This window comes from Roseateles microcysteis, from assembly GCF_036880965.1.
In the GTDB taxonomy this organism is placed as follows: domain Bacteria; phylum Pseudomonadota; class Gammaproteobacteria; order Burkholderiales; family Burkholderiaceae_C; genus JAUASW01.
The window spans coordinates 1-19,602 of sequence record NZ_JBAJMV010000007.1; the positions used below are offsets into that span (position 1 = coordinate 1).

The 19,602-nt window shown below is 65.0% G+C and carries 17 protein-coding genes and 3 tRNA genes; 1 reads left to right on the forward strand and 19 read right to left on the reverse strand.

Translation table 11 applies throughout. The features are described 5' to 3' along the window. The 4 genes from V3596_RS18755 to V3596_RS18770 form a co-directional block, all read right to left on the reverse strand. Positions 1–549 (reverse strand): GTP-binding protein (locus V3596_RS18755; RefSeq protein ID WP_334279348.1); only part of this gene is annotated, 549 nt, incomplete at its 3' end. 50 nt (positions 550–599) lie between these two features. Further along, a tRNA-Thr gene (locus tag V3596_RS18760) sits at positions 600–674 on the reverse strand. Between the two features lie 108 nt (positions 675–782). Then, a tRNA-Gly gene (locus V3596_RS18765) sits at positions 783–856 on the reverse strand. Between the two features lie 60 nt (positions 857–916). Next, positions 917–1,002, reverse strand: a tRNA-Tyr gene (locus V3596_RS18770). A gap of 496 nt (positions 1,003–1,498) precedes the next feature. Between V3596_RS18770 and V3596_RS18775 the strand changes: the two genes are divergently transcribed. Beyond that, the gene (locus tag V3596_RS18775) at positions 1,499–4,138 is read left to right on the forward strand and encodes a TonB-dependent receptor (RefSeq protein WP_334279349.1); all 2,640 of its coding nucleotides are present in this window, start codon (positions 1,499–1,501) and stop codon (positions 4,136–4,138) included. 62 nt (positions 4,139–4,200) lie between these two features. Here V3596_RS18775 and V3596_RS18780 read toward each other — a convergent pair whose 3' ends face one another. The 15 genes from V3596_RS18780 to trpE form a co-directional block, all read right to left on the reverse strand. Beyond that, a complete protein-coding gene (locus tag V3596_RS18780) occupies positions 4,201–4,911 on the reverse strand; it encodes a DUF6445 family protein (RefSeq protein ID WP_334279350.1) in 711 nt (236 codons plus the stop codon). 39 nt (positions 4,912–4,950) lie between these two features. Continuing rightward, positions 4,951–6,012 carry an acyltransferase family protein gene (locus V3596_RS18785; protein WP_334279351.1) on the reverse strand — a complete coding sequence of 354 codons (1,062 nt, stop codon included), beginning with the start codon at positions 6,010–6,012 and terminating at the stop codon, positions 4,951–4,953. Between the two features lie 23 nt (positions 6,013–6,035). Continuing rightward, positions 6,036–6,926: a glycoside hydrolase family 16 protein gene (locus V3596_RS18790; protein WP_334279352.1), complete on the reverse strand. Its 891-nt coding sequence runs from the start codon at positions 6,924–6,926 to the stop codon at positions 6,036–6,038. After that, a complete protein-coding gene (locus V3596_RS18795; protein ID WP_334279353.1) occupies positions 6,923–8,218 on the reverse strand; it encodes an MFS transporter in 1,296 nt (431 codons plus the stop codon). The genes V3596_RS18790 and V3596_RS18795 overlap by 4 nt, the downstream gene beginning before the upstream one ends. A 50-nt stretch (positions 8,219–8,268) precedes the next feature. Next, the gene (gene nagZ / locus V3596_RS18800) at positions 8,269–9,762 is read right to left on the reverse strand and encodes a beta-N-acetylhexosaminidase (RefSeq protein ID WP_334279354.1); all 1,494 of its coding nucleotides are present in this window, start codon (positions 9,760–9,762) and stop codon (positions 8,269–8,271) included. An 8-nt stretch (positions 9,763–9,770) separates the two neighbouring features. After that, the gene (locus tag V3596_RS18805; RefSeq protein WP_334279355.1) at positions 9,771–10,781 is read right to left on the reverse strand and encodes an SIS domain-containing protein; all 1,011 of its coding nucleotides are present in this window, start codon (positions 10,779–10,781) and stop codon (positions 9,771–9,773) included. Beyond that, positions 10,774–11,907, reverse strand: coding sequence for an N-acetylglucosamine-6-phosphate deacetylase (gene nagA, locus V3596_RS18810; RefSeq protein WP_334279356.1), 1,134 nt, complete (start codon positions 11,905–11,907; stop codon positions 10,774–10,776). Before nagA ends, V3596_RS18805 begins: the two co-directional genes overlap by 8 nt. Next, positions 11,904–12,650, reverse strand: a complete 747-nt coding sequence (locus V3596_RS18815; protein ID WP_334279357.1) for a GntR family transcriptional regulator — start codon at positions 12,648–12,650, stop codon at positions 11,904–11,906. Before V3596_RS18815 ends, nagA begins: the two co-directional genes overlap by 4 nt. After that, positions 12,647–13,579 (reverse strand): glucosamine kinase nucleotide-binding domain-containing protein, encoded by a 933-nt coding sequence (locus tag V3596_RS18820; protein ID WP_334279358.1) that lies wholly within the window; start codon positions 13,577–13,579, stop codon positions 12,647–12,649. The genes V3596_RS18815 and V3596_RS18820 overlap by 4 nt, the downstream gene beginning before the upstream one ends. 177 nt (positions 13,580–13,756) lie before the next feature. Further along, positions 13,757–14,458, reverse strand: a complete 702-nt coding sequence (locus V3596_RS18825) for a uracil-DNA glycosylase (protein ID WP_334279359.1) — start codon at positions 14,456–14,458, stop codon at positions 13,757–13,759. Further along, positions 14,455–15,246: an indole-3-glycerol phosphate synthase TrpC gene (gene trpC, locus V3596_RS18830; protein WP_334279360.1), complete on the reverse strand. Its 792-nt coding sequence runs from the start codon at positions 15,244–15,246 to the stop codon at positions 14,455–14,457. Before trpC ends, V3596_RS18825 begins: the two co-directional genes overlap by 4 nt. 5 nt (positions 15,247–15,251) lie before the next feature. Next, positions 15,252–16,286 carry an anthranilate phosphoribosyltransferase gene (gene trpD, locus V3596_RS18835; RefSeq protein WP_334279361.1) on the reverse strand — a complete coding sequence of 345 codons (1,035 nt, stop codon included), beginning with the start codon at positions 16,284–16,286 and terminating at the stop codon, positions 15,252–15,254. A gap of 9 nt (positions 16,287–16,295) precedes the next feature. Next, positions 16,296–17,330 (reverse strand): low-specificity L-threonine aldolase, encoded by a 1,035-nt coding sequence (gene ltaE, locus V3596_RS18840; protein ID WP_334279362.1) that lies wholly within the window; start codon positions 17,328–17,330, stop codon positions 16,296–16,298. Positions 17,331–17,333: 3 nt separating this feature from the next. After that, positions 17,334–17,918, reverse strand: a complete 585-nt coding sequence (locus V3596_RS18845; protein WP_334279363.1) for an anthranilate synthase component II — start codon at positions 17,916–17,918, stop codon at positions 17,334–17,336. 1 nt (position 17,919) lies between these two features. Next, positions 17,920–19,404 carry an anthranilate synthase component I gene (gene trpE / locus V3596_RS18850; protein WP_334279364.1) on the reverse strand — a complete coding sequence of 495 codons (1,485 nt, stop codon included), beginning with the start codon at positions 19,402–19,404 and terminating at the stop codon, positions 17,920–17,922. Positions 19,405–19,602: the final 198 nt, after the last annotated feature.

Here is a 19,602-nt window from a genome sequence, read left to right on the forward strand (position 1 = left end):
CGTGTCGCCTTCCAGCGCCAGCTTGGCCGAACCCTTGATGATCGGGGTGTCGTCGCCCGGGAAGTCGTACTTGGACAGCAGCTCGCGCACTTCCATTTCGACCAGCTCCAGCAGCTCGGCGTCGTCCACCATGTCGCACTTGTTCAGGAACACGATGATGTACTTCACGCCCACTTGGCGAGCCAGCAGGATGTGCTCGCGCGTCTGGGGCATCGGGCCGTCAGCGGCCGAGCACACCAGGATCGCGCCGTCCATCTGTGCCGCGCCCGTGATCATGTTCTTCACATAGTCAGCGTGGCCCGGGCAGTCAACGTGAGCGTAGTGGCGGTTGGCCGTTTCGTACTCGACGTGCGCGGTGTTGATCGTGATACCACGGGCCTTTTCTTCAGGAGCCGCGTCGATCTGGTCGTAGGCCTTGGCCTCGCCGCCGAACTTCTTCGACAGCACCGTGGCGATTGCAGCCGTCAGCGTGGTCTTGCCGTGGTCAACGTGACCGATCGTGCCCACATTGACGTGCGGCTTGGTCCGTTCGAATTTACCTTTTGCCATCTTGCGCTCCTGGCGATCAGATCAAAAACAACAAGGGGGAAGAAAAGAGGTGGTGCCCATGACGCGGATCGAACGCGTGACCTCTCCCTTACCAAGGGAGTGCTCTACCACTGAGCCACATGGGCATCGACACAGGTTTGACGGCCACCCTCTTGGTGACCGACCGGCAAACCGGTGCCGACGACTTCTCTTTTTGACGACTTCTTCTACTGCCGCAGAACCTGCCCCATCGCTGGAGCGGGAAACGGGAATCGAACCCGTGTCATTAGCTTGGAAGGCTAAGGTTCTACCATTGAACTACTCCCGCCCGGGAGCAACACCTGCCGCCAAGATCGCACCCTTTCGGGCCGGTTCGAGACGTTCGCTTTGGTGGAGGAGGCTGGATTCGAACCAGCGTACGCGTTAGCGGGCAGATTTACAGTCTGCTGCCTTTAACCACTCGGCCACCCCTCCGAAGCGAGCCCACGACTATAGCACAGCATTTTTGGTCAGCAAAGCAATTTCACCCCAAGGCCAGCAAGACGACCTCCGCGCTCGGACAGCCCACAAGCAGAGATCGCCGGCCAGCACAGGTTCGGTCGCACGAGCACCCTCCCGGAGCGCGGGCCAGCAATACCACCATCACCCGGCATGCAGCAGACCAAAGAAGAACCGGCCATACCAATCTACTACCAAGCACAGGAACCCAGGCTGCGCAAGTCGCGCACCTCCATTTTCAGGGGGATCCTGCCGCCATCTCGCGTCGGGAAAGCAACGCGCAAGGGAAAACGCGAACTCAAAAGTGGTAGCAAAGTGGCACTACTGAACAGTATAGTGGCATGGCATTGGTTGCACTTACACGTCCCCTGGAGGCGCCAGCCCCATGCCACTTGCCTAACTGGTATGCGTTGGTTCCACGTTTCAACAGGCCGAGATTGATCCCTACAGGCCATTTCGAGGAGCAGTTCATATGAAGGTCAAGAAGACCCCAGTCGCCGCAGCGGTGTCCATCACCCTGCTTGCTGCCGCGTTTGCAGCACATGCTCAGCAAGCTGAGCCGGCGAAGAAAGAAGCCGCCCAGCTGGAGCAAGTGGTTGTCACGGGTATCCGTGCATCGCTGCAGACGGCTGCCAACATCAAGAAGAACGCCAACGCCGTGGTGGACGCCGTGTCTGCCGAAGACATCGGCAAGCTGCCGGACTCGGACGTGGGCCAATCGCTGGGCCGCATCCCGGGCATCTCGGTGGGCCGCGCGTTCGGTCAAGGCGCGACGGTGTCGATCCGCGGCTCTGACCCGCAGATGACCTACACGACCCTGAACGGCCAGACCGTCGCTTCGACCGGCTGGTATGACCAGCTGGACATCGACCGCTCGTTCAACTACTCGCTGCTGCCCTCCGAACTGATCGGCGGCATGAAGGTCTACAAGTCCTCGCAAGCCGACCTGACCGAAGGCGGCATCGGCGGCACCGTGATCGTCAACACCCGCAAGCCGCTGGAAATGCCTGCCAACACCGGCTTCGCCAGCATCAAGTACGGCAAGGGCACGATCAGCGACGCCGAGAAGGAAATCTCGGGCCTGTACAGCTTCAAGAATGATGCACGCACCTTCGGCGCCCTGATCGCCGTGGGCCATTCGGACGGCTCCTACATCCGCCGTGGCATCGAGGCCGACAGCCGCTGGTCGTCGGACATCGCTCCGACCGCCTTCGTGCAAGACCGCAAGCGCGATGCCATCAACCTGTCGCTGCAAGCCAAGCCGGTGCAAGGCCTGGAGATGGGCCTGAACATCCTGAAGCTCAAGCTGGCGGCCGACAACTCCAACAGCAGCGACTACATCTTCCACGATGCCAACTGCGACAAGCGCAACACAGCCGTCAAGTCGCCCTGGAATCCCGATGGCATGTGCCTGCACAGCACCACCACGGCCGCCAAGCCGCTGATGAACCAGTTCTTCCAGAACTGGGCTCGTGCTGCTGAAATGACTTCGGACAGCGTGACCTTCGACGGCCACTACCAGACCGAAGGCGCCAAGTTTGACGTCGTCGTCGGCAACACCAAGGCCGACGGCGGCACATCGCTGACGACCAACTACGCCTACGGCTGGTGGGACAAGCCGGCCAAGTGGCAAGGCACGATCGACGCCACCGGCAAGCAGATCGTTCTGAGCCCGACCTCGAACCAGTCCTTCAGCGCCGCCAACCTGCCTGCGACCAGCTCGCCGGAAACCTGGGCAACCTCGCGCGGCCCCAACAAGGACCAGGAAAAGTTCGGCCAACTCGATGCCACCTTCGACCTGGCATGGGGTGCCCTGACCTCGTTCAAGACCGGCGTCCGCCTGGCTGACCACACCTTCGAGAAGCGCTCCTACCGTCCGGTCTGGAACGCCACGATCGCCCCGGTCAACACCGCCAGCCTCTATGAAGGCCAGGTCGGCGTCGCCAGCTGGGAGATCCCGCGTCCGAACATCGGTGCCATGCTGGCCAACACCAGCAAGAACATCTCGGGCTGGATCGAAGACCGCTCGGCCTTCAGCGAGCTGAACGAAAAGAACAAGGCCATTTACGGCATGTTCGAATTCGAAGCCGAGAAGATTCGCGGCAACTTCGGCCTGCGCTACATCTCGACCGATGTGAAGAACACCGGCTTCGCGTTTGACGGCACGCCGCTGGCTGCGGGCGACTACGCCGGCAACGAGAACTGGGGCCGTGGTTTTGCAGTCAAGAAGTCCAGCTACAACGATGTGCTGCCCAGCCTGAACATCGCCTTCGACCTGCGCAGCGACCTGATCCTGCGTGCCGCTGCCTCGCAAGCCATCACCCGCCCGAACTTCGTCAACATGTTTGGCGTGTCGGTGTCGGGCTACAACGATGACCGCGTCGGCAACGAAACCTGGACGCTGGGCAATGTCGGCCTGAAGCCGATGAAGTCGAGCCAGATCGACCTGAGCCTGGAGTACTACTACGGCAAGGGCAACCTGATCTCGGCCACCTACTTCAACAAGGACATCTCGAACTTCATCACCGCCAATGTGCTGACCAACCAGAAGGTCGGCCTGGTCGATCCGAAGTCCAAGGTCGACAACTGGACGGTGCAGAGCTTCGTGAATGCCGGCGGTGGCCGCCTGCAAGGTCTGGAACTGCAGATCAACCATGCCTTGGGCAACGGCTTCGGCGTGTCGGCGAACTACACCTTCACCGAAGGCACCGCACCGGCCAGCAGCTATGCCGACAACCTGGGCATCTTCACCCAGTCGTCCAAGCACAACATCAATGCCGTGGGTTACTACGAAGACCAGAACTACTCCGCTCGCCTGGCCTACAACTGGCGTTCGAAGTACATGATCCGCGAGAACTCGTACTGGTACGGCAACCGCATGCATGACGGCTACGGCACGCTGGACGCGAGCTTCGGCTGGAACATCACCAAGAACCTCAAGCTGAGCCTGGACGTGACGAACCTGTTGAAGAAGGACGACATCCAGTACGGCGCGATGGACGCGAGCCTGCCGGCCGACGTGCTGCACAAGGACCCGCTGAAGGCAGGCTTCCCGGCCTGGTCCTTCTCTGGCGAGCGCACCTACAAGATTGGCCTCAGCGCCAAGTTCTGATCGAGGTCCATTCGATCACTTTCAAAGCCCGGCAGCCGCCGGGCTTTTTTTTGCTCGTGGCCTCAGAAGTCGTAGAAGGTGTTGACCGTCAGGCGACCCCGGCGCGGATCGCTCGTGATGCTGCGCTGCGGATTGATGCAGGCCGTGTGCAGCAGGCTGCCGCGGTAGATCACCAGGCGATTGAAACGCGCGGGCATCATGCCCAGGAACTCGAAGTGCTCGTCGCCCTCATCGAAGTAGCGCGGCTTGGGTGGGCTGGCGTTGAGCTCGGCATAGTAGGTGTCGAGATAGCGCTCGCTGGTGTCCGCCGTGATCTGCTGCAGGCAAGTGGTCTTGTGGCGATAGAAGCCGGTGCCCCCGTGGTTCTCATCGCAGAGAAAGAGCAGCACTGCCATGTGATGCGCCGTACTGGCATCGAAGTGAGGCGTGCGCTGCAAAGGTCCGAGCGCCTCCGGCCTCATCGTGGTGAGCGAGAAAGTGCAATCGCTCTTGCGCATCTTCAGCGACTCATCGACCTGGAAATTGAGCCGTATCAGCGGCTCCATCAGCGCGGTGAGATTGGCTGAGTAGTCTGCGGGCACGCGCGCCCGAATGCCGGGGTAGCCCTTGCCTTCGTTCATGCCCGGGCAAGGCTGGAACTCGCTCTTGCAGGCAGCCTCGAGAAGCGCCTGCGGGTCTTGCAGAAAGTCGTCGATGAAGACCACCTGATGCTCACCCACCTGCACCGACTGGATGTTGGGCGGCATGCGGATCTGGAAGGCATTGAGGCTCATGGTCGCAACTGTAGCGGGCGTCATGTCGCCAGACCTTGGTCAGACCTTGATGTAGATGCGGCGCTTGTCCAGCCCGCGCACGATCACCGCCCAGGCGGCTACGAACACCAGTGCAAAGGCGACTGACTGGCCGTAGGGGCCAACGAGTGGTGCGAGCCAACCGAAGCCCTTGGCATAGATGGGTGTCATCCAGCCGAAGCCTTCAAGCAGCACGGCGCACATCCATGCACCGGCATAAGCGGCAATGGCGTTCAGGCCGAAAGCGCGGCCCCAAGGATGCCCGCCCTTCTGGTCAACCCAGACATGGACCGCGGCCAGTGCAAGCGCGGCCAGGCCACCGGTCCAGAGCACAAAGGAGGATGTCCACAACTGCTTGTTCATCGGCAACGATGCCGACCAGGCAAGTCCCAGGGCGGCAGCCAGCACGCCGGCGCCCAGCAGGTTCACGGTCTGCCCGCGCCGCAGCAGATGGCCGCAAAGCAGGCCGAACACGCAGGTGGCCAGCGCACCGAGCGTGGAGAGCAGCCCTTCCGGATCGAAGGCCACGCCGCTCGCTGCATCCCACTCATAGGCGAAGCGGCCGAGCACGGCAGTGTCGATGCGTTGCGCAAGGCCGCCCAACTTCTCGAGGGTCGCGTCGCCATGCAGCAAGGCGCCATAACCAGCGAGCAGCACCGTGAACAAGGCCCATTGCATGCGCGGGCGCAGGTAGATCGTCACCAGCCCCGCGAAGGCAAAGCAGATGCCGATTCGCTGCAGCACGCCCATCACGCGGAACTCGGGCTTGTTCATCAGCCACCACGCCAGCGCATGCAGCGTGAGGCCGAGGCCGATGATGCGCACGCTGCGAACGAGCACCGCCGTGCGCAGCGGCGCCGTTGCAGCACCGGAGTCAATGCGAGGGCCAAGACTCAGTGCCGAAGAGACGCCAACGATGAACAGGAAGAACGGGAAGATCAGGTCGGTTGGCGTGAAGCCGTGCCAGGCGGCATGCTCCAGCGGCCAGTACACATGGCCCCAGTCGCCCGGGTTGTTGACCAGCAGCATGGCAGCCACGCTCAGGCCGCGCAGGGCATCGACCGAATCGAGACGACGGCTCATCAGGCGCCTTCAGAAGTCAGGGATCAGAAATCGCAGCGGCTCTCGAGCCCGCTGGCCGGCACGGTGTCTTCACGCGACACGCCGCGGCGGCGGTAGTCCTGCACCGCAGCGTCAACTTCGGCCGGACTCAGAAGGGCATTGCGCGCATGGAAAACCCAATCCACCTCCTGCTGCCAGCGGCGCGGCTCTTCGCTCCTGGCCAGCAGGCCGCCGGGCGAGAACCAGAGGTTGAAGCTGATCGCCAGCGGCACAACGGGGTAGTTGCGGCCGCCATGACGTGCCAGCTCGCGGCCATCGAGGAACCAGCGCACCTTGCCCTCGCCCACCTGCATCTGCAGCGTGTGCCAGCCGTTCAGCGAACCGAATTCCTCATGCTGCTGATTGTGGGCATCCCAGGGGTCGATGCGCACCGTCTGCCAGCTGATGCCGTAGAGCCGCGTCTTCTCGCTGCCCCAGCCGCCATTGGCCAGATACTCCCAGTCCAGCTCGCTGAACTGCGGGTCGTAGTCGTGGCGCAGCGGTGCCACGGCATAGAAGGTCTGGATGACAGGGTCGCCGTCGATGCCGCTGAACGGCTGGTCGTTGAAGCGAATGCGCGCGGCGTAGGTGCCTTCAAGGTACTTGCGCTGATGGCAGATCTGCGCCTGCTCGGTGCCCGCTCCAGTGCCATCGGTGCGGCCGCTCAGGCGCAGGAGGCGATTGCCCTTTTGCGCCGGGTCGTCCACCAGGCTCAGGCCAGCAGCCTTCCAGCTTGCGCCTTCGACGCCGGGATGGCCGGCCTTGCTGCGTGCGGTCCAGCCGTGGCTGAACAGCGCGACGACATCGGCTTGCGAAAAATCGTCGAACAAGCGTTCGGGCGCAGCTGCATGTGCGCCCGTCGATGCGAGCAGCAGCACCAGCAATAGGGACCTCATGCGCTGGCCGTTGCTTCGCTCTGCTTCGCAGCCTCCGAGCCCTCGCGACCCGGGATGCGCACGAAGAACATCAGGATGAAGGCCGGCACACCACAGGCAATCGTCCAGAGGAAGAACTGCTGGTAGCCCAGCGCCAGCTGAATGTCGCCGCTGATGGTCTTGGACAGGATGAAGCCCAGCTGCATCACGCCCGAACCCAGCGCGTAATGGGCAGTCTGGAACTTGCCCGGCGCCACGGCCTGCATGATGTAGAGAATCATCCCGACGAAGCCGAAGCCGTAGCCGAACATCTCGACGCTCACCGCAGCGCCGATATGGAACGAGTCCGTCGGCAGCGTCACGCTCAAGTAGTAGAAGACCGCGTTGGGCACCGCCATCGCAATAATCAGGATGGGCATCGCTCGCTTCAGGCTCAGCCACGAGGTGAAGTAGCCACCCAGGATGCTGCCAACCAGGAAGGCTGCCGTGCCGGCCGTGCCGTAGATGGCACCCACCTGCTCGGTGGTCAGGCCGAGCCCGCCTTTGTCGCGAGCCTCGATCAAGAACAGCGGCCCGATCGTCTGCACCTGGCCTTCGGCAAAACGGAACAGCACGATGAAGAGAATGGCCAGCCAGATGCCTGGCTTCTTGAGGAAGTCGACGATCACTTCCTTGAGCGTCTTCACGATGCTGGCCGCGCTCAGCGAGGCATGCTCGGTGTTCAACGCACCCGGCAAGGCCCAGGCGTTGTAGCTCGCCAGCAGCGCCAGCACGACGGCCAGCAGGGAGAAGATCGTCGACCAGGCGTTGAACACGCCGATGGACTTCTCCAGATGCCCGGCCAGCACCAGCAGGCCACCCAGCGTGAGGAACTTCGAGGCGTTGAAGAATGCGCCCTGCCAGCCGGCGTAGGCTGCCTGCGACTTCGCATCGAGCGAGGCCATGTAGAGGCCGTCGCAGGCGATGTCATGCGTGGCTGAGGCGTACGCCAGCAGGAACAGCACCGCAATTGCTGCCTGGAAATACATCGGCAACTGCAGCGCACCGGCCATCAAGGCCAGGCCGGCCGCGCCGGTGAACTGCATCGCCACGACGATCAGCTTCTTGCTGCGCGCCAGCTCCAGGAAGGGGCTCCACAAGGGCTTGATCGCCCAGGCCAGGCCCAGGAGGCCGGTCCAGCGGGCGATCTGGTCGTTGGCCACACCCATGTTCTTGAACATCAGGCCCGCGATCAACATCACGACGAAGAACTGCATGCCCTGCACGAAGTACAGGCTCGGCACCCAGGTGATGGGCGAACGTTGCTGGCTCATGGTTCTTCTCCTCGTCTGTCTTGTTGTCGTGATCGTCGGGAAGGCTCTGTCTAGTTCAGCGTCACCGGCGGCTTGGCCGTCGCCTGCAGCTCGCCGCGCAACCAGCGCTTCAGCGCATCGAGAGCGCCATCGGCATAACCCCAGCTGACCACCGCCGGCGCGGCGATGTCCAGCACCTGGAACGGATTCCAGAGCGCCAGATGCAGGTCCGGGCGGGCCGAGCCGGCACTGGCCTGGTAGCGGCCGCGCTGGTTGGACACCAGCACGTTGACGCGGCCATCGGCCGGAATGTCAGCGGCGGAAATCGCGCGCAGATTGGGCAGATGCTTGAACTCCACATCGGCGAACCAGCCTTCGAACAGCGCAGCCACCTGAGCGACCGAAGCCCCCGCTTCGGACACGCCGTCGCTCGCGACGCTGGCCTGGCAGATCACGCGCAGCGGCGCGGCGCGGTCCGGCGCCATGGCGCCACGCAGTGCCGTCAGGCCGCGGGCCCAGATATCGCGCATCAGCCGGTCGTCTTCGGCGCGCTCGCTGGCCGCGTAGTCTCGGTGGCTCAGCGGGTACTGCGTAGCCAGGCGATCCAGGCGGGCCACCGATTGCGCCAGGCGCTCGGCCGTCAGGTCGCCCGCCGCCAGCGCCGCGCCGATGGCGTCAATCGCTTCCGCCTGCTCGGCCAGCGAGCCCTGCGCCAGTGGCATGTCGGCGCCGGCTTGCAGCGCCAGCACGGAAGCGCGGGCATAGCCGTAGCGCTCGAACACGGCCTTCATCATCAAGGCATCGGTGATCACCACGCCGTCGAAGCCCATGCTCTCGCGAAGGATGCCGGTCAGGATGCGCTTGGACAAGGTGGCCGGATGCTCGCCATCGAGCTGCGGATAGACGATGTGGGCCGTCATGACTGCAGGTGCGGCCTCGGGGCCCGATGCCAGTGCACGGAAAGGCTTGAGCTCCAGGGCCTCCAGCGCAGCGAGAGACTTGTCCACCGTGGGCAACGCGTGATGCGAGTCCACATGGGTGTCGCCATGCCCCGGGAAATGCTTGACGCAGCAGGCCACGCCTTCGCGCAGCGAGCCGCGCATCCAGGCGCGAGCCAGGCGAGTCACCCCTTCAGCGTCTTCGCCAAAGCTGCGCTCGCCGATCACCGGATTGGCCGGATTGTTGTTGATGTCAAGCACCGGCGCGAAGTTCCAGTTGATGCCGAGAAAGCGCAGGCCTCGGGCCACGGCGGCACCGGTGGCCTCGGCCAGGGCTTCATCGCCAATCGCGCCCAGCGCCATGGCGGCCGGCGCCTGCGGCAGGCTGGTGGCGCGGATCACCGAACCGCCCTCCTGGTCGATGCCGATCAGGGCCTTGTCGCCCATCACCGCGCGAAGGTCGGCGGTCAGTTGGCGGATCTCGTCTTCGGTGCCGAGGTTCTTGCGGAACAGGCAGATCGCGCGGATCTTGCGATCACGCAGGAAGGCTGCAGTGTCGGCGTCGAGCGATTTGCCCGGGATATCGACCATGACCAACTGGCCAGGATGAACAGGGAACTGGCTCATCGACAACCTCAGTGTGTCTTCGTGACTTTGGCCAGATGGCGCGGCTGATCCGGGTTCAGGCCACGTGCCCGCGCCAGCGCCTCGACCATGGGATAGAAGCTCTGCACCGCGGCAATCGGGTCCAGGTCTTCATTGCCGGTGCAGCTCAGAGGCAGCTCGGCGCCAGGCGTGCCGGCGGGTGCGGCCAGCAGCACGCGGGCACCACGGCCACGCATTTCTTCGGCAAGGGCCAAGAGGCCAGCTTGCGCCGGGCCGCGCGGTGCGAACACCAGGAGCGGATAGCCTTCCTCGACCAAGGCCATCGGACCATGCTTCACTTCGGCGCCCGAGAAGGCTTCGGCCTGGATGCCGCAGGTTTCCTTGAACTTCAGGGCCGCTTCCAGCGCGATGGGCAGCGAAGTGCCACGGCCGATCACGAACAGGCGATCAGCGTCCTTCAGCGCATCGACAGCCACGCTCCAGTCCTGACGCGCCGCTTCTTCCAGCGCCGCAGGCAGTTGCTGCAGCGCGGCCGACAGGTCTTCATCACCTTGCCAGGCAGCCACCACGCGCGCGCCGGCAACCAGCTGGGCGATGTAGCTCTTGGTGGCAGCCACGCTCTGCTCCGGACCGGCATGCAGGCCGAACACATGCTCGCTGGCCTCGGCCAACGGCGAACCTGCCGCATTGACGAATGCCACCGTGCGCGCACCGCCTTCGCGGAAGAACTTCTGCGGTGCAACCAGGTCGGGGCTCTGGCCCGACTGCGAGAACGCGAAGGACACCAGACCCTTGCACTCGATCTTGCTCTGGTAGAGCGTCACCAGCGACATTGGCAGCGAGGTGACCAGGCGGCCGAGACGCGCCATCATGAGGTAAGCCATGTAGTGGGCAGCGTGGTCAGAACTGCCGCGAGCCACCGTCAGGAGCGAGCCGGGCGGCAGCTCGCGCAGCGACTCACCGAGGGCTGCGTAGGCATTCTGGTCAGCGGCCAGCTGGCGCGCCACGGCGGCAGGTGCGCTCAGGCACTCTTCAAGCATTCGCGTAGTCAATTTCTTCTCCTTCAACGACCACGCGCTGCATCTGCAATTCACGGTCCATCACCACCAGATCCGCCCAGGCGCCCACGACCAGTTGGCCGCGGTCATCCAGACCCATGTATTCCGCCGCGTTCGCCGACACGCGGCGCGAAGCGTCTTCAATTTCCAGGCCCAACTGGAACACGAGATTGCGCAGCGCCTGGTCCATCGTCAGCGTGCTGCCGGCCAAGGTGCCGTCGGGCAGGCGAACGCCGCCCATGCACTTGGTGACCGTGTGGCGGCCGAGCCTGTACTCGCCATCAGGCATGCCCGCGGCCGCCGTCGAGTCGGTGACGCAGAACATGCAGGGGATGGAGCGCATCGCCACGCGGATCGCACCCGGATGCACATGCAGCAGGTCCGGAATGATCTCGGCATAGCGCGCATGCGCCAACGCCGCGCCGACCATGCCGGGCTCGCGGTGATGCAGGCCGCTCATCGCGTTGAACAGGTGCGTGAAGCCGCGTGCGCCCTTGTGCAAGGCGGCCACGCCGTCTTCATAGGTGCCGGCCGTGTGGCCGATCTGCACGCGAAAGCCCGCCTCGACCAGCTTGGGGATCAGCTCCACCATGCCGGGCAGTTCGGGCGCCAGCGTGATCAGCTTGATCGGTGCCAGCTCGTTCAGTGCGCGCACTTCGGTGAGGCTGGCGTCCTTGGCGAAGTCGGGCTGTGCGCCCAGCTTGCCGGGATTGATGTACGGGCCTTCCAGGTGCACGCCGAGCACGCGCGCGCCTTGCGGGTCGCGCGCCTTGCACAGGGGCCCGAGCGCCGTGAGCGCATTGCGGATGTCTTCCAGCGGCGCGGTCATCGTGGTGGCCAGCATCGAGGTCGTGCCGTGGCGCACATGGCGACGCGACATCTCGCGTGCCGCGTCGCCGCCCTCCATCGTGTCGCGGCCACCGCCGCCATGCACATGGATGTCGATGAAGCCGGGCAGCACGATGGGCAGGCTGCTGGCGCGCACCTCGGCCTCGCTCACTGCTTGGCCAGCGATGCGGCTGATACGGCCGTCCTGCTGCTCCAGGGTGCCGCGCACAAAGCCTTGCGGCGTCAGGATGTGACCATCAATCGCCTGCATCACGCTCATCCTTCGCGCCTCATTTCTGCGACGAAGTCGTAGTAGTCACTGCGGCAGTAGCTGTGCGTCAGCTCCACCGCCTGGCCACCATCGAGATAGCCCACGCGGGTGATGAAGAGCACGGCCTGGCCCACCGGCACCTGCAGGAGGCCCGCCAGCTTGGGGTCGGCATTGATGGCGCGAATGTGCTGCAAGGCACGCACCGGTGCGCCGCCATGCTTGGAGAGATACGTGTAGAGCGAGGCGTCGACCTTCTGCGGATCGGGCAAGACGGAGGCCGGCAGCACGCTGACCTCGTAGGCCATCACCACTTCATCGGCAAGGCGCAGGCGCTCCAGTCGCGCGACGCGCTCGCCGGTGGTCAGGCCGAGCGACAGTTGTTCGTCCGGCGCGGCCAGCGAGAAGCCGCGAGTCAGCCAGCGCGAGCTGGGCTTGAAGCCGCGCTGATGCAGTTCTTCCGAGAAGCTGGTCAGGCGCGACAGCGGCTGCTCCAGCTTCGGCGCGATGTAGTTGCCCGAGCCGCGCTTGCGCACGATCAGCCCCTGCTCCACCAGGCGGTCAATCGCCTTGCGGGCGGTGACGCGCGACAGGTCCAGCGATTCCGACAGGACGCGCTCGGAAGGCAGGGCTTCGTCGGCGTGGTACTGGCCTTCGCGGATTGCCTGCGCCAACTTGTGCGCCAGCTGCATGTAAAGCGGGGAAGCCGCCTGCGGATCCGGTTTGAACTGGAAGGGCAGTTTGTTGTTGCTCATGGACGACCCATTTCGGAAATAGCGCGACGAATCATCAGCAAGGCACCGGCCGCCGAGTCGCCCTGAGGCGGCACGCAGCGCTGGCGCAAGGAAGGCGAGAACAGCGGCCCCAGGCGCAAGGCAATGCTGCCGCACAGCGCCATAGGCAGGTCGCCGGAGGGGTCCAGCGCGGCGGCAAGCTTTTCGAGCTCAGCCACTGCTTCGTTGACAAAGGTCTGCGCGGCGGGGTCGGTGTCGGCATGCTCGAACACAAGCGGCGCCAGGCCGGCATAGCCGTGCTGGCCAGCGCTGGCGCACCAGGCCAGCAGGGTTTCGCGGTCACGGCCGCATTTGGCCCAGATGGCGCGCGCCAGCGGCCCGCTCTCGGCGCGCCCATCGAGAGCCTGGTGGGCGTGGCGCATGGCCTTCTGGCCCAGCCAGGCACCGCTGCCCTCGTCGCCGATCACCCAGCCCCAACCACCGATGCACACACGGCTGCCATCGCGGCGCACGGCCTCGCCGACCGAGCCGGTGCCCGAAGCAATGACCGCGCCGGGCTGACCTGCGTGAGCACCGAGCACGGTGGTGTAGCCATCGTTGTCGAGCTTGACGTGGGCATAGCCCGGCTGCGTCGCGATGAACTCGGCCACAGCATCGGTCAAGCCCGCGCCAGAGAGGCCCAGGCCGATGGCGCATTCAGATAGATCAAGGCTGGCAATGCCCGCCTGCTGGCAGGCCTGCTGCAGTGCCAGCTGGATATGAACCCAGGCTTGTTCAACGCCCTGACCCAGGGCCGAAGGGCCGCTGTCGCCCTGACCGAGCAGGCGGCCATCGATACCAGTCAGGCGCAGTCGCGTACCGGTGCCACCGCCGTCAACGCCGACAAGGAAGCGCACTGCAGAGACAGCTTGTGCCGCTGCGCTGGACCGGGTGTGGGTGGCGGACGTCATGGTGATACCAGTCTAATACCAAACGCTTTCGAGCGTCAATTGGTATTCCACTGGTTTTGACCCTGAGAAAAGCCGCTGGTCAGAGTGACAAAAGCGGGCCCCAGGTCGACCGGCATGCGCTGCACCATACCAGTTTAGAACCAAGCCGCCGATTGGTGGCAGCCCTAGGGCCACACCCTAGTCGCTCAGCGCCCAGTCAAGGGATTGGCCCTGGCCGGCCAGCCATTGGGCAGCCTGCGAGAAGTGAGCGCAGCCAATGAAGGGCTGGGGCGGCCGGGTGGCCGACAGGGGCGAGGGATGATTGGCCTGCAGCAGCAGATGCTGCGGCCCGGCCGCCTGGATCAGCGCCGCCTTGGCCTGGGCATGAGCGCCCCAGAGCATGAAGACCTTGGGCGCGGCGTCCCTTGCGGCGGCCTCGATCAGCGCATCAGTGAGCGCCTCCCAGCCGCGCTTGGCATGGCTGGCCGGTGCGCCATCCTCCACCGTCAGGCAGGTGTTGAGCAGCAGCACACCGCGCTGCGCCCAGGCCCCGAGATGAGGCGTCATGGGGGGCTGCTGACCCAGGTCGCGCTGCAGCTCCTTGAAGATGTTGCGCAGGCTGGGCGGGACCTTGTTGCCGGATGGCACCGAGAACGCCAGGCCCTCAGCCTGTCCGGGGCCGTGGTACGGGTCCTGGCCCAGGATGACGACGCGGACCCGCTCCAGCGGCGTCAGTCGCAGCGCGCGCAAGGGATCGGGCGGATAGATGACAGCGCCCGCTGTCTCACGTTGGGACAGGTGATTCAGCAGGCCCTGACCGGCCGGGCTTTCGCGCCAGGCCTCCAGCACCGGCCGCCAGCCGGCGTCGACCTGCCAGTCGAGCGGCAACTGCAGCTTCACGAGAAAAACAGCTCGGCCAGCGCCTGGCCCGGCACCGGCGCGCGCATGAAGGCCTCGCCGACCAGGAAGGCATTCACCTGCGCGGCGCGCATGGTCTGCACATCGGCCGGGCCGAGGATGCCGGACTCGGTCACCAGCAGGCGATCCGCCGGCACGTTCTTCAGGAGGCCCAGCGTCGTATCCAGCGTCACTTCAAACGTGCGCAGATTGCGGTTGTTGATGCCAACCAGCGGCGTCTTCAGCTTCAAGGCGCGGTCCAGCTCGCGGCCGTCGTGCACCTCGACCAGCACGTCCAGGTTGAGGCTCATGGCGCAGGCCTCGAGGTCGGCCATCAGGGCGTCTTCGAGGCTGGCGGCGATCAGGAGGATGCAGTCCGCACCCATCGCGCGGGCCTCGAAGACCTGGTACTCGTCGACCATGAAGTCCTTGCGCAGCACCGGCAGCTCGCAGGCCGCGCGCGCAGCCTGCAGAAAGGCCACCGAGCCCTGGAAGAAGGGCTCGTCAGTCAAGACGCTCAAACAGGCCGCGCCATGGGATGCATAGCTCTCGGCAATCTCGGCCGGACGGAAGTCTTCGCGGATCACGCCCTTGCTGGGGCTGGCCTTCTTGATCTCGGCGATCACGCCGCTCTTGCCACTAGCGATCTTGGCGCGCAGCGCCTTCTCGAAACCGCGCAGATCGCGTCGGCCTTCGGCCTCCTCGCGAACACTGGCCAGCGAGCGGCGGCGCCTGGCAGCCGCCACTTCCTCATGCTTGACCGCATTGATCTTGTTCAGGATGTCGGACATGGGTATCAGGCCTTCGCAAGAGCCTGCGTCGCGGCGACGAACTTGTCCAGCTTGGCACGCGCCGCGCCGCTGGCAATCGCCTCGCGCGCCTTGGCTATGCCGGCGGCAATTGAATCGACCACATTGGCTGCATACAGCGTCGCACCGGCGTTGAGCAGCACGATGTCGCGCGCCGCGCCGTCTTCATTGGAAAGCGCACCCAGCAGCATCACGCGCGACTCTTCCGGGCCGGCCACCTTGAGGCTTCGGTTGCTGACCATGGAGAGGCCGAAGTCTTCCGGATGGATCTCGTACTCGCGCACCTCGCCATCCTTCAGCTCGCCCACCAGCGTGGCAGCGCCGAGCGAGATCTCGTCCATGCCGTCCTTGCCGTAGACCACCACCGCATGCTCGGCGCCCAGGCGCTGCATCACGCGCACCTGGATGCCGACGAGGTCGGGGTGGAACACGCCCATCAGGATGTTGGGCGCGCCGGCCGGGTTGGTCAGCGGTCCGAGGATGTTGAAGATGGTGCGAACGCCCAGCTCCTTGCGCACCGGGGCGATGTTCTTCATCGCCGGGTGGTGGTTGGGCGCAAACATGAAACCGATGCCGGTTTCGGCCACGCTCTGCGCCACCTGTTCGGGCTTGAGCATGATGTTGGCGCCGAGCGCTTCCAGCACGTCGGCGCTGCCGGTCTTGCTGGAAACGCTGCGGTTGCCGTGCTTGGCGACTTGCGCGCCCGCAGCGGCAGCCACGAACATCGAGCAGGTCGAGATATTGAAGGTGTGGGCGCCATCACCGCCCGTGCCCACCACGTCGACCAGATGCTTGCTCGGCGGCACCGGCACCTTGTTGGACAGCTCGCGCATCACCTGCGCAGCGGCGGTGATCTCGCCGATGGTTTCCTTCTTGACGCGCAGGCCGATCAGGAGGGCCGAGGCGATCACCGGCGACATCTCGCCGGCCATGATGCGGCGCATCAGCGAGAGCATCTCATCGTGGAAGATCTCGCGGTGCTCGATGACGCGGGTCAGGGCTTCGTTGTCTGAAATGGGCATCGCAAATCCTCAAAGGCCAAAGTATTCGCGCATCGCGGCGACGGCACGGTCGACGCCAGCAGCGTCAACATCGAGATGAGTCACAAAGCGCAGGCGGTACAGGCCGGTGGCCAGCACGCCGCGCGATTTCAGGAAGGGGACGACGCCCGCGGCCTTTTCCTTGTCCGGGCCGGACACGTCGACAAACACGATGTTCGTCTGCGGCTGTTCCACGGTCACGCCGGGCAGGCCTTGCAGGCCGGCGGCCAGGCGCTGAGCCAAGGCATGGTCTTCGGCAAGGCGGGCCACATGGTGGTCCAGCGCGTAGTGCGCCGCCGCGGCCAGCAGACCCGCCTGGCGCATGCCGCCACCGCACATCTTGCGCCAGCGGTGCGCCTGCTTGATCAGCTCGCGGCTGCCGCAAAGCACCGAGCCGACCGGCGCGCCCAGACCCTTGGAGAAGCAGACCGAGACGCTGTCGAAATGCCGGCAGATCTCGCGGGCCGCTTCGTACGGGTCGCCACCTGCAGCCACCGCGGCATTGAATAGCCGCGCACCGTCGAGGTGGCGCGACAAGCCCTTGCTCAGCGCGAGATGCGAAGCGTCTGAGAGATACGCCAGCGGCAGCACCTTGCCGCCAATCGTGTTCTCCAGCGTCAGCAAGCGAGTGCGCGCGAAGTGCGCGTCGTCCGGCTTGATCTGCGCCTCGATCTCGCTCAGGGGCAGGGAGCCATCGGCCGCATGCGCAATCGGCTGCGGCTGGATCGAACCCAGCACCGCTGCACCGCCGCCTTCCCAGCGGTAGGTGTGGGCGTACTGGCCGACCAGGTATTCATCGCCGCGCTGGCAATGGCTCAAAAGCGCGCAGAGATTGCTCTGCGTGCCGGTGGGCATGAAGAGCCCGGCCTCGAAGCCCAGGCGCTCGGCCGTGGCGGCCTGCAAGGCATTGACGCTGGGGTCGTCGCCAAACACATCGTCGCCCAGCGGCGCCGCCTGCATGGCCGCACGCATCGCAGCGGTCGGCTGCGTGACGGTGTCGCTGCGAAGATCAATGACGGTGCTCATGACTCACAGCGCCAGTTGCAGAAAGTTCTTCAGCATCGCGTGCCCATGCTCGGACAGGATGGACTCGGGATGAAACTGCACGCCCTCCAGCGGCGTGGCCGTGCCGGCCAATTCGCGGTGGCGCACACCCATGATCTCGCCGTCTTCGCTGCGCGCGCTGATCTCCAGCACCGCCGGCATCGTGGCTTCCTCGATCACCAGCGAGTGGTAGCGGATCACGCTGAAATCCTTGGGCAAGCCCTTGAACACGCCCTTCTGGTCGGTCGTGATGGTGCTGGCCTTGCCGTGCATCTGCGTCTGCGCGCGGATGATCCTGCCACCCAGCGCCGCGCCGATGCTCTGATGGCCCAGGCAGACACCCAGGATGGGCAGCTTGCCCGTGAAGGCCTGGATGGCTTCCACACAAACGCCCGCTTCGGCCGGAGAGCAGGGGCCGGGCGAGAAGACCAGGTGATCAGGCTTCAGGGCGCCGATTTCCTCGACCGTGATCTGGTCATTGCGCACCACCTTCACGTCGGCCCCGAGTTCGCCGAAGTACTGCACCAGGTTGAAGGTGAAGCTGTCGTAGTTGTCGATCATCAACAGCATGTCAGAACCCCTCTTCCACAAGTTCAGCGGCACGGAGCAAAGCGCGCGCCTTGGCTTCCGTCTCTTTCCATTCCAGTTCAGGCACCGAGTCGGCCACGATGCCCGCTGCCGCCTGCACGTACAGCGTCTGATCCTGGATCACGCCGGTGCGGATCGCAATCGCCAGGTCCATGTCGCCGGCAAAGCTCAGGTAGCCGCAGGCGCCGCCGTAGATGCCGCGCTTGACCGGCTCCAGCTCGTCGATGATCTGCATCGCCCGAATCTTGGGCGCGCCGCTCAAGGTGCCGGCCGGGAAGGCGGCGCGGAACACATCCATATTCGTCAGGCCCTGCTTCAGCGTGCCTTCGACGTTGGAAACGATGTGCATCACATGCGAGTAGCGCTCCACCGCAAAGGCATCGCTCAGCTTCACCGAACCGGTTTCGGCAATGCGGCCCACGTCGTTGCGGGCCAGGTCGATCAGCATCAGGTGCTCGGCGCGCTCCTTGGGGTCGGCCTTCAGCTCGGCTTCCATGGCCACGTCCTTCTCGGCCGTGCCGCCACGGGGTCGCGTGCCGGCCAGCGGGCGGATCGTGACCTGCGTGCCGGCCGCTGTCTTCTCCTGGCGCACCAGGATCTCGGGCGAAGCGCCCACGATCTGGAAGTCGCCCATGTCGTAGAAGTACATGTAGGGGCTGGGGTTCAAGGACCGCAGCGCGCGGTACAGGCTCAGCGGTGAGCCGGTGTAGCGCTTGCGCAGGCGCTGGCCGAAGACGATCTGCATGCAGTCGCCGGCGGCGATGTAGTCCTTGGCCTTGAGCACGCCGGCCTCGAAATCAGCACGCGCGAACTCGCGCTCCACCGGATGTGCCTCGCTGCGCGTGACCCGCGGCGCGCTGACGCTGTAGGCCAGCTTGTCGCGCAATTCGGTCAGGCGCTTCTTGCCCTTGTGGAAGGCCTCGGGCTGGCCGGGGTCGGCGTAGACGATCAGGTAGAGGCGGCCGCTCAGGTTGTCGATGACCGCCAGCTCCTCGCACTGCAGGAGCATCACGTCCGGCGTATTGAGGCCGCCGGACTTTTCGGTCTTCGCGAGCTTGGGTTCGACGTAGCGCACCGCGTCGTAGCCGAAGTAGCCGGCCAGGCCGCCGCAGAAGCGCGGCAGGCCAGGGCGCAGCGCCACCTTGAAGCGCTTCTGGTAGGCCTCGATGAACTCGAGCGGGTTGCCCTCATTCGTCTCGATCAGACGGCCGTCCTGCAGCACCTCGGTGCGAAAGCCGCTGCTCTTGAGCACCGTGCGCGCGGGCAGGCCGATGAAGGAATAGCGGCCGAAGCGCTCGCCGCCCACCACCGATTCCAGCAGGAAGCTGTGCTTGCCCTGGCCGGCGCCGGCGCAGAGCTTCAGGTAAAGCGAGAGGGGGGTTTCCAGGTCAGCGAAGGCCTCGCTGATCAGGGGGATGCGGTTGTAGCCTTCCGCGGCCAGGCTCTGGAATTCAAGTTCTGTGATCACGTCAACACACCTTCGGTACAGGCGTGCCATCAGGCGGGCACGCGTCCGTTACACGGTCGCTGCGCTGGCCGGATCAGTCAAGAAAAGGGGCCCTTTGCGGGCAAGCGGCAAGCAGCAGCGGCTTCAAGAGAAGTCGGTTGGGCAACGCCAGGGCCAGGCTCCCCGGTCGTTCGACCCCTTGATGTGCTTGCGCGTGAT